This window comes from Geodermatophilus sp. SYSU D00814 (genome assembly GCF_054050055.1).
Genome location: NZ_JBJGYP010000002.1, coordinates 219,772 through 233,036, shown reverse-complemented (window position 1 = coordinate 233,036; position 13,265 = coordinate 219,772). Strand labels below are relative to the sequence as shown.

The following is a 13,265-nucleotide window of genomic DNA, read 5'->3' as shown; positions in this document are numbered from 1 at the left end:
GGAGAGGCGTTGCCGCGAGACACGGGCGGTGCCGGCGACGTCCTCCGGGACCTGCGCACGGCCACCGCCGTGGACCACGAGCGGGTCGAGACGACGCTCGGGCTGATGGACACCGACCTGGACCGGGACCGGCTGGTGGAGGTCCTGGGGCTGCTGCACGCCTTCTGGCGGGCCGCCGAGGCCGGCCTCGACGCCTGGGCCGCCCGCTCCTCCGCCGACGCCGACGCGCTGGACTGGCACCGCCGGCGGCGGGCCGCGCTCTACGCCGCCGACCTGCACGTCCTCGGCGGCCGGGTCGACGCCGGCCGGCCGGTCCTGCCCGCCGTCGCCGGCACCGACGAGGCGCTCGGCCGGCTCTACGTCCTCGAGGGCTCCACGCTCGGCGGCACGTTCATCGACCGCCACCTGGCCGGCCTCCCCGGGCTGCCCCGGCTGCGCTCCTTCACCCCGTACGGCGGCGACACCGGCGCGATGTGGGCGGCGTTCCGGCGCGTCACCCGCGGGCACGTGACCGGCGGGGGCGACGCCGGCCGGGTCGTCGGCGCGGCCCGCGAGACCTTCGCCGTCCTGGCCGACTGGTGCGCGCCGGCAGCGCGCTCCCAGGTCCCCGCGTGACCGACGTCGACGCCCGTGACGACGCCGCCACCGCCGGGCAGGACGTGGCCTGGCTCGAGCCCGGCGAGGCCGTCGACCTCGACACCTGCGCGCGCGAGCCGATCCACGTCCCGGGCAGCATCCAGCCGCGCGGCGCGTTCCTCGCCGTCACCGAGCCCGACCTCGTCGTCGTGCAGGCCTCGGAGAACCTCGCCGAGCTGACCGGGGTGGGGTGGGCCGACGCCCTGGGGCGGCCGCTGGCCGACGTCCTCGGGGTCGCCCCGGCGGAGGCGGTGGTCCGCTCGGCCAGCGCCTTCGGCGACCTGCGCGAGCGCAACCCGGTGGAGGTCACCCTCGACGTCGACGGCGAGCCGGTGCCGCTGGACGCGATCCTGCACCGCGCCCTGCTCTCCTCCGGCGAGGAGCCGGTGACCAACCTGGTCGTGGAGCTGGAGCCGGCGCGCGGGCCGCGGCCGTTCTCCTTCCCGAACACCTACCAGGCGGTGCGCGGCACGGTCGCCGCGCTCAACCGGGCCGTGACCCTGCAGGAGCTGTACGACACCACGGCCCGGGCGGTGCGCGAGCTCACCGGCTTCGACCGCGTGATGGTCTACCGCTACGACGCCGACTACCACGGCGAGGTGGTCGCCGAGGCCCGGGCCGAGCACCTCGGCTCCTTCCTCGGCCTGCACTACCCCGCCTCCGACATCCCGGCGCAGGCCCGGGCGCTGTACGAGAAGAACTGGCTGCGGCTGATCAGCGACGTCGACTACGTCCCCAGCCCCATCCGGCCGGCCGCCCACCCCGCCACCGGCGGGCCGATGGACCTCACCTACTCGACGCTGCGCAGCGTCTCGCCGATCCACCTCGAGTACCTGCACAACATGGGCGTGCGGGCCTCGATGTCGATCTCGCTGCTGCGCGACGACCGGCTGTGGGGGCTCATCGCCTGCCACCACTACGCCGGCCCCCACCAGCCGCCGTACGCCACCCGCGCCGCGGCGGAGTTCCTCGGCTCGACGCTGTCGCTGCGGCTGGTCGACCGCACCACCGAGGACGAGGTGCACCGGGCGCTGCAGGTGCGCTCGACGCTGGCCTGGCTGACCGCCGCGATGCTCGACGAGGACCGCCCGCTGGCCGACACCGTGCTCGGCGGCACCAACCTGCTCGACGTCCTGCCCGCCGACGGCGTCACCGTCTCGCTGCAGGAGGTCACCGGCGGCCGGGGCGAGCAGCTGCCGGCCGACGTCGTCGAGCGGCTGGTCGCCTGGGCCGCGGCGCACGGCGAGGAGGTCGTGGCCACCGACTCGTTGCAGCGGGAGGCGCCGGAGCTCGGCATCCCGGTCGACGTCGCCTGCGGGGTGCTCGTCGTCCCGCTGCCCGAGGGGCAGTACGTGCTGTGGCACCGGCGCGAGGCCGTGCGGCACGTCGACTGGGGCGGCGACCCGCACGAGAAGGCCCGCGCCGAGCGCGAGGACGGCGACGTGCGGCTGAGCCCGCGCAAGAGCTTCGACCGCTGGCGGGAGACGGTGCGGGAGCGCTCGTACCCGTGGACCCCGCAGGAGCGCGCCGAGGTGCACGACCTGCGGGTCCACCTGCTCGAGGCCCTCTACGCCCGCTCGCGCAGCATCGTGCGGGCCGCCGAGACCCTGCAGCGCAGCCTGCTGTCGGAGCCGCCGTCGCCCGCGGGCCTGGCCGTGGGCGTGCGCTACGTGCCCGCCACCCGCGAGGCGCAGGTCGGCGGCGACTGGTACGACGCGTTCGGCCAGCCCGACGGCTCCACGATGCTCGTCATCGGCGACGTCGTCGGCCACGACGTGCAGGCCGCCGCCTGCATGGCGCAGCTGCGCGGTCTGCTGCGCGGCATCGCCTTCGACCACGGCGACAGCCCGGCCCGGGTGCTGTCCCGGCTCGACGCCGCGATCGAGGGGCTGGAGCTCGGGGCGATCGCGACCGTGCTGGTCGCCCGACTGTCCCCCGCCGGCGACGGCGGCATGCGGCTGCGCTGGTCCAGCGCCGGTCACCTGCCGCCACTGGTCACCGGCCCCGACGGCGCCGCCCGCGTGCTCGCCGCGGAGCGGCCCGGCCTGCTGCTGGGGGTGGACCCGGGTGCCGTGCGGCCCGACGCCGACGTGCTGCTCGAGCCCGGGTCGACGCTGCTGCTCTACACCGACGGGCTGGTCGAGCGCCGGCACGGGGGCTTCGACGACGGCGTCGACCGGCTCGGGCGGGCGCTGGCCGACCTGTGCGACCGGCCGGTCGAGGAGGTCTGCGACGGCGTCCTCGACCGGCTGGTGCCCGGGGGCGCCGAGGACGACGTCGCGCTCGTCGCCGTCCGCCTGCTGCTTTCCTGAGACCGAGCACTTCCGCGGAAGTGCACGGATCGGCTCAGGGCCGGTCGGAGAAGTCGGCCTCCAGGCCGTCGTCCTGGGCACCGCCCTCGGCGGGCAGCGGCGCGTCGTCCTCGGCCGCCCGCAGCTCCGCGTCGCTGCCGGCGGGGGGCGCCTCGGCGCCGCGCTCGAGCTCGGCGAGCAGCTGCTGCTCGTCGGGGCGCAGGTCGCCGCCGCCGAGGTGCTCGCCGGGCCGGCCTGCGTCGGTGCCGGAGGCCATGCCGCTGTCGGGCAGGTCGGGCTCGGTCATCGCGTCCTCCCTCACCGCGGGAAGTTCGGCTCGAGGCGCGGCACGATCTGCATCTCCGGCACGAACGCCGACGGGTGCAGCAGCAGCAGCGTGCGGACGGTGTCGGCCACCGCCGACGGCGGCATCATCAGGTGCCCCGGGATGCCCCACTGCTCCATCATCGGCGTGTCCATCGCCGCCGGGATCACGCTCTGCACCCGGCACGGGAACGGCCGCTCGCTGCCGTCCTCGAGCCTGACCGCCTTCTCCCGCAGCTCGCGCTGGATGCAGCGGGTGGCGTTGAGGAAGCCGGCCTTGGAGCCGTTGTAGGCGATGGCGCCGCTGCCGGAGGTGAGCGCGGACAGCGACACGATGTGCACGACGTCGGCCGTGCGGCCCTCGGGCAGGTGCTGCACCCGCTTCAGGAACTCGCTGGTCAGGAAGACCGGCCCCTCGCAGTTGACCGCCATGACGCGGCGGTAGTCGTCGAGGTCGATGTCGGTGGCGTAGCCGGGGCGGTCGATGCCGGCCACGTTGACCAGCACGTCGAAGGCGTCGCCGTGCTGCTCGAACAGCTGGGCGACCACCGCGCGGCGGCTGGCGTCGTCGGTCACGTCCAGCGCGACGACGTCGGCGCTGCCCCCCGCGTCGGCGACCAGCTCGCGGGTGCGCGCGCTGCCGTCGGCGTCGATGTCGGCGACGACCACGTGCGCGCCGGCCTCGGCCAGCGACACGCACGTCGCCCGGCCCAGCCCGCTCGCCCCGCCGGTCACCAGTGCCACGCGGCCCTTGAGCTCCCCTGCCACCCGTTCCTCCGTCCTCCGGCCGTGCCGGCCGTGATCACGTCAGCGTCCCCGCCACTCTCGCCGAGGTCGGTCCGGCCCGCAGGTCGAGCGGGCCGGAGCGGGTCAGGCCGGCGCCGACCAGGCGTCGGCGAGGGTGACGGTGACCAGCTGCCGGCTCTCCACCAGCGCGAGCAGCTGGTCGAGCACGGTGGCGATCGCCGGCTGGTTGGCGTGGCCGACGATGATCGCCCGCGCCGCGAACCACTGCTCGGCGGCGGCCATCAGGCCCTCGGCCGAGACCACCCGGCCGTCGTCGAAGGTGCCGTTCCACATGACCGTCGTCGGGTGGCCGAGGTCGGCGGCGATGGCGTCGACGCGCTCGTCGTGCGAGCCGAAGGGCGGCCGCCAGAACGGGGTCTCGGTGACACCGAGCGTGCGGCGCATGAAGTCCTGGTTGCGCCGCAGCTCCTCGGCGACCTCGGCGTCGGGGACCGTGGTCAGGTCCGGGTGCGACCAGGTGTGGTTGCCGAAGGCGACCTGGCCGGACTCGATGAGCGGCCACAGGTCGCGGGCGTTGTCGCCCCACGTGCGGTAGGAGCCGTTGGGGAAGAACGTCAGCCGGGTGCCGGTGTCGCGGCAGAGGGCGACCAGCGCGGCGACCACCTCGCCGTTGCTGCCGTCGTCGATGGTCAGCGCGATCTGCGGCCCGGTGCCGGGCAGCTCCTCGACCACCCCCTGCGGGGCGGGGACGGCGACGATGCCGCCGGGACCGGTGGGGGTCGCCGGGGCCGGCGCGCGCACCGGCGCGGGGGCGGGCGGCTCGGCGAGGTCGAGGGCGGCGGCGCCGCGCCCGACGGCGGCGCCCGTGAGCCCGGCGGCGAGGAGGTACAGGAAGCCCCGGCGGTCCACGCGGCGGACGCTAGGAGCGCCCCCGGCGCGCCCCGGTGAGCGACACCAGGCGCCTCGCGCGCCCGACACGCTCGGTGGCCTGCCGACTACGACGCCGGGACGAGGCCCTGCTGCTCGATGAGCCGCGCCTGCTCGCGGCACCAGGGCGACCACGCGTCGCGCTCGGACTCCTCCTGGCGACGGCGGAACTCCGCCCACCCGAGCAGCTCCCACTCCCCCACCTCGCTCGGGTCGGGGTCGGGCGTGCCGGTGAAGCGGCCGAGGTAGACCGGGCAGACCTCGTTCTCCACCACACCGCGGAACTCCGCGCGGTAGCGGTAGCCGGGCAGCGCCGGGCGCAGGTCGGCCACCTGCAGCCCGAGCTCCTGGGAGGCCCGCCGGGCGATCGCGGCGCCGTCGTCCTCCCCGGGGCCCGGGTGGCCGCAGACGGTGTTGGTCCACATGCCGGGGAAGGTCTGCTTGCCCGCCGCGCGGCGGGTGACCAGCAGCCGGCCGTCGTCGGCGAACAGGTAGGCGGAGAACGCGCGGTGCAGCGGGGTGTCGCCGTGGTGCACCAGCGGCTTGGGCATCGTGCCGATGGGCGTCCCGTCGTCGTCGACCAGCACGATCAGCTCCGCCGCGGTCACCGTCACCGGACCATCCTCCCCCGCGGCAGGGTTCCGGCACACCTCGCCCGGGCACCGGGAGGGGATGCGGCAGTTCCAGAACGACGGCCTCACCTTCGACGTCCGCGACGGCGGCCCGCCCGACGGCGAGCCCGTGGTGCTCCTGCACGGCTTCCCGCAGGACTGCTCGGCCTTCGACCGGGTGGCCCCGCTGCTGCACGACGCCGGCCTGCGCACCCTCGCCCCCGACCAGCGCGGCTACAGCCCCGGCGCCCGCCCGCGCGGCCGCTCGCCGTACCGGCTGCGCGCGGTCGCCGGCGACGTCCTGGCGCTGCTGGACGCCGCGGGGCTGCAGAGCGCGCACGTCGTCGGGCACGACTGGGGCGGCGCGGTCGCCTGGGCGCTGGGTGCCTGGCACCCGGAGCGGGTGCGCACCCTCACGGCGCTGTCCACCCCGCACCCGGCCGCGGCCGGGCGGGCGGTGCTCACCAGCGACCAGGGGCTGCGGTCGTCCTACATGGCCGCCTTCCAGGTGCCCGTCGTCCCGGAGCGGCTGATGCTCGCCCGCGACGGCGCGGTGCTGCGCGGGGTGCTGCAGAACGGCGGCCTGCCCGAGGACACCGCCGCGCGCTACGTCGACCGGTTGCGCGAGCCGGGGGCGCTGTCGGCCGCGCTGGCCTGGTACCGGGCGGTCCCGCTGGCCGCCCGCGACTCCGTCGGCGAGGTCCCCGTGCCCACCCTGCACGTGTGGAGCACCGGCGACGCGTTCCTCGGCCCGGCGGCCACCGCCATGACCCGCCGCCACGTCACCGGGCCCTACCGGCTCGAGGTCCTCGACGGCGTGCCGCACTGGATCCCGGAGCTGGCCGCCGAGCGCACCGCCGCGCTCGTGGTCGAGCACGTCCGGACGGCGGTCGGCGCGCCCGGCTGATCAGCCGGCGCGGGCGGTCACCTCGTCGGCCGGGCCGAGCCCGGCGGCGGCCAGCGCAGGCGGCAGGCCGTCGTCGTGGCGCTGGTACCGGGTGACCACGCCACCGGCGACGGTGAACCGCGAGGCGACGACGGCGCGGCCGCGCTCGGCGCCGGTGGCCGGGTCGGCCCAGACGGCGTCCTGCTCGACGACGACCGCGCCGTCGGCGCCGCAGAACCAGCGCCGCGGCGCGCCGGAGAAGCCCGCCCGCGCCGTCCACGGGCCGAGCACCTCGCGGCCGCGCACGGTGCCGCGCGGTCCGACGACCTCCAGGTCCGGCGCCGACAGGGCCGTCGCGGCGGCGGCGTCGGCGCGGTCCACGGCGGCCAGCCACGCCTCGACGACCGCGAGCTGTCCCCTCATGCGGGGACGGTAGCGCCGCCGGGGCATGCCCGACCGCCCGTGCGGGCATGGTGCCCGGACCGTTCCGAGACCGAGGAGGCAGCCGTGTCCACCGCCACCACCCCCCGCCGCCGCTGGCGCGTCGCCGCCGTCGGCCTCGTCCTGGCCCTGGCCCCGGTGACCGCCGCCTGCGGCTCCGACGTCGTCGACGACGACGTGCAGGACACCGTGGAGGAGGGCGTCGACGACGCCGAGCAGGAGGTCGAGGACGCCACCGACGGCGAGGACTCCGACGGCTGACGGGGCAGGGTGCAGAGAACCCTCTGCAGAGAGGTCTTTGCAAAGAGTTCTCTGCATCTCTAGCCTGGGGGCGTGACCGAGGTCCCGCCCGAACCCGTCGTCGACGTCACCGACCCCCGGACCCTGCGTGCCCTGGCGCACCCGCTGCGCACCGGCCTGCTCGGCCTGCTGCGCTCGGAGGGCCCCTCCACGGCCTCCCGCCTGGGCCAGCGCCTGGGCGAGAGCAGCGGCACCACCAGCTACCACCTGCGGCAGCTGGCCGCGCTCGGCTTCGTCGAGGAGGTCCCCGGCGAGGGGACGGCGCGGGAGCGCTGGTGGCGGGCGCGGCACCGCAGCACCCGCTGGCGCACCGAGGACCTCGTCGACCAGCCCGGCGGCCGCGAGGTCGTCGAGGAGTTCACCCACCAGTCCCTGGGCCGGCAGCGGCGGATGCTCGCGGCGCACGCCGAGCAGCGGGAGTCCCTCGACGACGTCTGGCGCGACACCGTCTCGCTCAACGACTGGGCGCTGCACCTGTCCCCGGCGGCCGCCGGCGAGCTGGCCGAGGAGCTCAACGGCGTGCTGGCCCGCTGGCGCGCCGAGCGCGAGGAACCCGGTGCGCCCCTGGTGCACGTGCTGGTCGACCTGTTCCCGCTGACCGAGGACCCGGCGTGAGCGCGCCGCTGTCGGCGCGGTCGGCCGGCCGGCGGTTCGTCGGGCTCACCGCGCTGCGCTGGCTGCCGGTCGGCATCGCCGCGCCGATCACGGTGCTCCTGGCCTCCTCGCGCGGGCTGTCCCCGGCCGACATCGGGTTGGTGCTGGCCGTCTACTCCGTCGTCACGCTGCTGCTGGAGCTGCCCACCGGCGGACTCGCCGACGCGATTGGGCACCGGCCGGTGCTCGTCCTGTCCGGCCTGCTGGGCGTCGCGTCGCTGCTGACGATGGCCGTCGCGGACTCCGTGCCGCTGTTCGCCCTCGCCTGGGGGCTGCAGGGCGCGTCGCGCGCGCTGGACTCCGGCCCGCTGGAGGCCTGGTACGTCGACACCGTGCACGCCGCGGACCCCGACGCCGACCCGGCGACGGGCCTGTCGCGCGCCGGTGCCGCCGACGGCCTGGGGCTGGCCCTGGGAGCGGCGCTCGGCGGGGCACTGCCGCTGCTCGCCGAGGGCGGGGGCAGCGCGGCGCTGGTCCTGCCCCTGCTGCTGGCCGCGGCGCTCGTCGTGGTCTCGGTGGTCGCCGTCGCGGTGCTCGTCGTGCCGCTGCCGACCGCCCCGACCGGCGGGCTGCGGGCCCTGGCCGCCGGGGTCCGGGAGGTGCCGGTGGTGGTGCGCGACACCGTGCGGCTCGCGTCGCGGCACCGCGTCCTGCGGCGGCTGCTGGTCATCTCGTTCCTCACCGGCACCGCGCTGACCACGCTGGAGGTGCTCGGGCCGCTGTGGTTCGCCGAGCTCGGCGGCGGCCTGGACCGGGGTGCTGTGGTGTACGGCGTCGTCATGGCCGTGTCGTTCGCCGCCGCGGGGCTCGGCGCGCTGCTCGCGCCGGCCGCCCGCCGGCTGGCGCGGGGGTCGGTGGCCTGGGCGAGCTTCCTCACCGCGGTGGTGTGGGCCCTCGCCGTCGTCGGTGTGGCGCTGGCCGGGCACGTCGCGGTGGCCGCCGTCGCCTTCGTCGTCTCCTACCTGGCCAACGGCGCCGGCTGGCCGCTGCGGCAGGCGCTCATGCACGAGCAGGTGGGCGCCGCCCAGCGGTCGACGACGGTCTCGGCGAAGTCGGTCGCGCTGATGCTCGGCGGCGGCCTGGGCAGCCTGCTGCTCCCCCGCCTGGCCGACGCCGCCGGGCTGCCCGCGGGCTTCCTCGCCGGCGCCGTCGCCGTCCTGCTCATCGGGGTGGTCTCCCTCGGGCTGCGGCCCGCGGAGGCGCAGGGTGAGACAGCTCGCCGTATCGCAGCGGGGGCCAGCGGGTAGCGGCACGTCATGGCTGAGCTCCCCCAGGCACACCTCGAAGGCCTCAAGGTCGCCGTCACCGGCGCGAGCGGCAACGTCGGCACCGCGCTGCTGCGGCGGCTGACCGCGCCGGGCAGCGGCGTGGCCGAGGTGCGCGGGCTGGCCCGCCGGCAGCCGCCGGACACCGAGCCGTACTCGTCGGTGACCTGGTACACCGCCGACCTCGGCGAGACCGCCAGCGAGCAGGCGCTGACCAACCTGCTCGAGGACGTCGACGCCGTCGTGCACCTGGCCTGGGTGCTGCAGCCGGGCCGCCGGTCCGAGGAGCTGCACAGGGCGAACGTCGACGGCACCCGGCGCGTCATGCGGGCGGCCGTCGCCGCCGGGGTGCAGCACGTGGTGCACATGTCCTCGCTCGGCGCCTACGCCGCGGGCGGCGGCGACCGGCCGGTGACCGAGGACTGGCCGGTCACCGGCATCCCGAGCTCGCAGTACAGCCGGCAGAAGTCCGAGGCCGAGCGGGTCGTGCGCGAGGTCGTCGGGCGCAAGAAGGACGTCACGCTGACCGTCGTCCGGCCCACCCTCGTGCTGCAGCCCGAGGCGGCCAGCGAGATCGGCCGCTACTTCCTCGGCCCACTGGTGTTCGGCGCCGTCCGCCTCGTGCCCGGGCAGCTCGCCTCGGTGCTGCCCCTGCCGCTGCCGTCGCTGCGGGTCGGCTTCGTGCACGCCGACGACCTCGCCGACGCCATCGTCCGCATGCTCGACCGGCGCGTCCCGGGGCCGTTCAACGTCGCCGCCGACCCCGCCCTCGACGCCGACGGCATCGCCCGCGCGCTGGGCACCACCCGGATCCCGGTCCCGGCCGTGCTGGTGCGGACCGGGCTGACGGCGGCCTTCCGCGCGCACGTGGTGCCTACCGAGCCGGGCTGGCTCGACCTCGGCATCCAGTCGCCGGTGCTCGACACCAACCGCGCCCGCACGCAGCTGGGCTGGCACCCCGCACACCGCGGGGACGACGTGCTGCGCCAGTTCGTCGCCGCCCTCGGCCGTGGCGACGGCGCGCCGGGCCCGCTGCTGTCCCCCACCGGTGGCCGCTCCCACGACCCGGGCGGCGATCCCGCGAACGTACCGAACCGTCGTCCGGACTGAGCGCCACTGACGGGGCCCACGGCCTCGGTTCCGTCACCTTCCAGCGGTTGAGGCCGGTCACCGTCGGGCCTGCGGCCGCGCGGCGGCCGGTCCTGTGACCTGGCCTTTCGGAGCCACGGGGCTTGCTGATCCATTCGATCGAACGTATGATCGAACACGTGACGGAAGTGCTGGCGGCCGACGAGCCCGTGGTGGGGTGGGCGTCGGGGCCGCTGGGTGCGGTGCAGGCCGCCGATCGCGAACTGTCCCGGCAGACGGCGTTGCGGGCGCGGGCGATCGCGGCGTTCGCGGAGACGCGGCCCGTCTCGGCCGACCGGCCGCCGGGCTCGCCGGGGGCGATGGCGGCGGAGCGGTGGGCGGCGCGGGCCGAGGTGCTGCGGCCGGTCAGTGAGTGGGCCACCCAGGAGCTGGCGATGGCGCTGTCTCTGTCGACCCAGTCCGCGCTGGTGCTGCTCGAGCGGTCGCTGACACTGGTGCACCGGCTCCCGGGCACCCTCGATGCCCTGCAGTCCGGGGCGCTGCACGTCGGGCACCTCGCTCCGCTGCTGGACAAGGTCGCCCCGATCGCTGACGACGCGCTGCGTGCCGCGATAGAGCGGGACCTGCTGGCCTGGGCGGCGGGGCGGCTGAGCACACCGGCCCAGCTGGGCGACAAGGTGCGTCGGGAGGTGCTGCGACGCAACGTCCGCTCGGCCGCGGACGACCTGGCGAAGGCGGTGCGGGAGCGCGGGGTCATCGCCCGGCCCGACCGGGTCGACGGCATGAGCATGGTGTCGGCACTGCTGACCACGCCGGAGGCCGCCGCACTGCTCGCGGCGCTGGGCGCCTACGCCGACGCGCTGCCTGCCGACGGACGCACCCGGGAGCAGAAGATGGCCGACTGCCTGCTGGACCTGGTGCTGCGCCCCGGCGAGACCGGCCTGCCCCCGGTGCAGGTCGCCCTCACCGTGGTCGCCCCGGTCGGGGCGCTGCTGGGCGGGGATGCCCCGTGCGAGATCGACGGCCAGGTGGTGCCCGCCGAGGTGGTGCGTGCCCTGCTCGCCGCCCTCACCGGTCACGCGGCCGCCACCGACACCGAGTCCGCCGACACCGCCCCCGCCGACACCACCCCCGCCGACACGGCACCGGCCGGGCCCGAGCCGCCTGACAGGGCGGGCACGTCCGCGGTGGTGTCCGAGGCGGAGGACTTCGCGCGCTGGTCGCAGGAGCTGGAGCAGCGGGTGCTGGCCGGCGAGTTCGACGCCGAGCCGGCCCCCTGCTACCTGGAGGAGGACGGACCACCACCCGACAGCTGGCCCGACGGCCCACCATCACTGGCACCCCCAGGGCATCGCCCCGCCCCGGCCGTGCCCGACGGGTGGTGGGCGCGCGCCGACCGCGCCGTCGACGACGCCGGCACCGCCCTGCTCACCCTCGAGCGCGCCCTCGGCCACGCCCGCCGGACGGTGGCCACCGCCGAACGCGCCGACACCGCCGACGAGGCCGGCTGGGCGGCGAGTGCCGCCGGCCGGGTCTCGGCCGCACCCGACGCGCTCACCGCCCTCGCCGCCGCCGATCAGGCCCGCGCCGACCTGGCCGACCTGCTCGCCCGCACCGCCGGCGGCGGGCTGGCCGACCGGCCCCGCCTCGCCCTCACCGATGCGGTCACCGGCGCCCTGCTCGCCCTCACCGACCTGCCCGGACTACAGCAGGCCGCCCGCGCCGGCGCCGGAGTGAGCCCCCCGGGCGAGAGCCCCGGCTACCGACCCACCGCGGCCCTGGACCGGTTCGTGCGCGCCCGCGACCGGCGCTGCCGCTTCCCCGGCTGCCGCCGCCCCGTCCCCCGCCACGGCGAACTCGACCACCACACCCCCTGGCCCGCCGGCCCCACCACCGCCGCCAACCTGGCCGGCTACTGCACCGGCCACCACCGCGGCAAGCACCAGGCACCCGGCTGGCAGCACCACCTGGCCCCCGACGGCACCCTCACCGTCACCACCCCATCCGGCCTCACCGCCACCACCACCCCACCGCCCTACTGAGGCGGGCCCTGCCGCCAGCCGCGCGCGACAGGTCGGTGCGACTCAGCCCTCCGCCAGGCGTGCAGCGTGCTCCTGCTCCTCGGGTCGGACCTCCGACGGCCACGTGCCGACGAGCCGCCACGAGACGGTCCCGCCCGATGGAGTCGCACCCGTGCCCGCGGCCAGGGCGTCGTCGATCGTCCCCCGTACCTGCTGCTCATCCTCCGGCTCGGCCGCGAAGAGCACCCGCAGTCGCACCTCGTCACCTGTCCGCTGCGCCCGGGTGTGGTGCGGGGCGAGCGGGCACGGCGGCTCGTGCTCCCAGCTGCCGCACAGCGCGACGGTGATCGCGCCGCCGGGCGCGCGCTGGTCGGCGCCGGCCGCCATCGACAGCACCGCGTCGTGGGCGAACCGCTCCTTGGCCACTCGGCCACTGTGGCAGCACGCCGGCCCGCCGGGTCCTCCGCTCACCGGCGGACGGCGTAGCGCACCAGGACGTTGTCGGATCCCTGGGGGTGACGGACGCCCAGCAGGCACAGGTCCGCAGGTGCGTCGAAGGTCGGGGTACCGCCGCCCAGGGCACGGGGTCCCACCACGAGGTGGATCTCGTCGACGAGGCCCTGGGCCAGCAGCCCGTTCCAGGTCGTCCGGCTGCCGAACACCAGGATGTCGCCGGACCCGTGCTCCTTCTCGGCGGTGACCCGGGCCGTCGCGTCGGCGCGCGGCACGACCGACGTCACCGCGTGCCACGGGTTGTCGGCCGGCACGACGAGCCCGTCACTGACGACGACCTTCGGCAGCGGGTCGTAGAGCCGGCTCAGTTCACGGTTGTCCTCGCTGAGCGCGCGGTCGGCCGGGTCGTGCGGTGCCGCCGCCACGGTCGGCCAGTAGGAGCTGAAGCCCTCGAACGAGCGGCGGCCGAGGAGCACGGTCCCGGCGGCGCGGATCCGTTCGAGGTTGTAGGCGTCGAAGGCGGCGTCCATGTTCAGCGCCATGACGTCACCGCCCGGCCCCTCGTAGAACCCGTCGATGGAGACGATGTTGCTGACGACGACGGTGCGCACGGCTTCCTC

Annotated in this window: 15 protein-coding genes; 8 read left to right on the top strand and 7 right to left on the bottom strand. The window is 76.5% G+C overall.

Annotation, left to right across the window (positions count from 1 at the left end; translation table 11 throughout):
* The first annotated feature begins 9 nt into the window (after positions 1–9).
* Together ACI780_RS02755 and ACI780_RS02750 are read left to right on the top strand one after the other, a co-directional pair.
* The gene (locus ACI780_RS02755) at positions 10–615 is read left to right on the top strand and encodes a biliverdin-producing heme oxygenase (protein WP_457000653.1); all 606 of its coding nucleotides are present in this window, start codon (positions 10–12) and stop codon (positions 613–615) included.
* Positions 612–2,948, top strand: a complete 2,337-nt coding sequence (locus tag ACI780_RS02750) for a SpoIIE family protein phosphatase (RefSeq protein WP_457000652.1) — start codon at positions 612–614, stop codon at positions 2,946–2,948. The genes ACI780_RS02755 and ACI780_RS02750 overlap by 4 nt, the downstream gene beginning before the upstream one ends.
* Positions 2,949–2,982: 34 nt before the next feature.
* On the opposite strand, the gene ACI780_RS02745 is transcribed toward ACI780_RS02750, so the two are convergent.
* The 4 genes from ACI780_RS02745 to idi all read right to left on the bottom strand — a co-directional run bounded on the left by ACI780_RS02745 (position 2,983) and on the right by idi (position 5,539).
* Positions 2,983–3,234 (bottom strand): hypothetical protein, encoded by a 252-nt coding sequence (locus ACI780_RS02745; RefSeq protein ID WP_456870363.1) that lies wholly within the window; start codon positions 3,232–3,234, stop codon positions 2,983–2,985.
* Between the two features lie 11 nt (positions 3,235–3,245).
* Positions 3,246–4,019, bottom strand: a complete 774-nt coding sequence (locus ACI780_RS02740) for an SDR family NAD(P)-dependent oxidoreductase (protein ID WP_456870362.1) — start codon at positions 4,017–4,019, stop codon at positions 3,246–3,248.
* Positions 4,020–4,121: 102 nt separating this feature from the next.
* Entirely contained in the window at positions 4,122–4,907 is a 786-nt protein-coding gene (locus ACI780_RS02735) for a polysaccharide deacetylase family protein (protein WP_457000651.1), read from the bottom strand.
* A gap of 86 nt (positions 4,908–4,993) precedes the next feature.
* Positions 4,994–5,539, bottom strand: a complete 546-nt coding sequence (gene idi / locus ACI780_RS02730) for an isopentenyl-diphosphate Delta-isomerase (RefSeq protein ID WP_456870360.1) — start codon at positions 5,537–5,539, stop codon at positions 4,994–4,996.
* A 58-nt stretch (positions 5,540–5,597) separates the two neighbouring features.
* Between idi and ACI780_RS02725 the strand changes: the two genes are divergently transcribed.
* Complete coding sequence (locus ACI780_RS02725; RefSeq protein WP_457000650.1) at positions 5,598–6,443, top strand: alpha/beta fold hydrolase; 846 nt, start codon at positions 5,598–5,600, stop codon at positions 6,441–6,443.
* Here ACI780_RS02725 and ACI780_RS02720 read toward each other — a convergent pair whose 3' ends face one another.
* Positions 6,444–6,845, bottom strand: a complete 402-nt coding sequence (locus tag ACI780_RS02720) for a DUF4440 domain-containing protein (protein WP_456870358.1) — start codon at positions 6,843–6,845, stop codon at positions 6,444–6,446. It lies immediately after the preceding gene.
* 84 nt (positions 6,846–6,929) lie between these two features.
* On the opposite strand from ACI780_RS02720, the gene ACI780_RS02715 reads away from it, so the two are divergent.
* The 5 genes from ACI780_RS02715 to ACI780_RS02695 all read left to right on the top strand — a co-directional run bounded on the left by ACI780_RS02715 (position 6,930) and on the right by ACI780_RS02695 (position 12,213).
* Positions 6,930–7,124: a hypothetical protein gene (locus ACI780_RS02715; RefSeq protein WP_456870357.1), complete on the top strand. Its 195-nt coding sequence runs from the start codon at positions 6,930–6,932 to the stop codon at positions 7,122–7,124.
* A gap of 72 nt (positions 7,125–7,196) precedes the next feature.
* On the top strand, positions 7,197–7,778 hold the full coding sequence (locus ACI780_RS02710; RefSeq protein WP_456870356.1) for a helix-turn-helix domain-containing protein: 582 nt from the start codon (positions 7,197–7,199) through the stop codon (positions 7,776–7,778).
* Positions 7,775–9,064, top strand: coding sequence for an MFS transporter (locus ACI780_RS02705; RefSeq protein ID WP_457000649.1), 1,290 nt, complete (start codon positions 7,775–7,777; stop codon positions 9,062–9,064). Before ACI780_RS02710 ends, ACI780_RS02705 begins: the two co-directional genes overlap by 4 nt.
* 9 nt (positions 9,065–9,073) lie before the next feature.
* Entirely contained in the window at positions 9,074–10,192 is a 1,119-nt protein-coding gene (locus ACI780_RS02700; protein ID WP_457000648.1) for an NAD-dependent epimerase/dehydratase family protein, read from the top strand.
* 158 nt (positions 10,193–10,350) lie between these two features.
* Entirely contained in the window at positions 10,351–12,213 is a 1,863-nt protein-coding gene (locus ACI780_RS02695; RefSeq protein WP_457000647.1) for a DUF222 domain-containing protein, read from the top strand.
* Between the two features lie 42 nt (positions 12,214–12,255).
* Here ACI780_RS02695 and ACI780_RS02690 read toward each other — a convergent pair whose 3' ends face one another.
* Both ACI780_RS02690 and ACI780_RS02685 read right to left on the bottom strand, forming a co-directional pair.
* Positions 12,256–12,618: a hypothetical protein gene (locus ACI780_RS02690; protein ID WP_457000646.1), complete on the bottom strand. Its 363-nt coding sequence runs from the start codon at positions 12,616–12,618 to the stop codon at positions 12,256–12,258.
* Between the two features lie 41 nt (positions 12,619–12,659).
* Positions 12,660–13,256: a dihydrofolate reductase family protein gene (locus tag ACI780_RS02685; RefSeq protein WP_457000645.1), complete on the bottom strand. Its 597-nt coding sequence runs from the start codon at positions 13,254–13,256 to the stop codon at positions 12,660–12,662.
* Positions 13,257–13,265: the final 9 nt, after the last annotated feature.

Excerpts from the sequence above, each read along its gene's own strand:
- ACI780_RS02745 (WP_456870363.1), bottom strand. The coding sequence starts at position 3,234 with ATGACCGAGCCCGACCTGCCCGACAGCGGCATGGCCTCCGGCACCGAC.
- ACI780_RS02725 (WP_457000650.1), top strand. The coding sequence starts at position 5,598 with ATGCGGCAGTTCCAGAACGACGGCCTCACCTTCGACGTCCGCGACGGC.
- ACI780_RS02720 (WP_456870358.1), bottom strand. The coding sequence starts at position 6,845 with ATGAGGGGACAGCTCGCGGTCGTCGAGGCGTGGCTGGCCGCCGTGGAC.
- ACI780_RS02700 (WP_457000648.1), top strand. The coding sequence starts at position 9,074 with ATGGCTGAGCTCCCCCAGGCACACCTCGAAGGCCTCAAGGTCGCCGTC.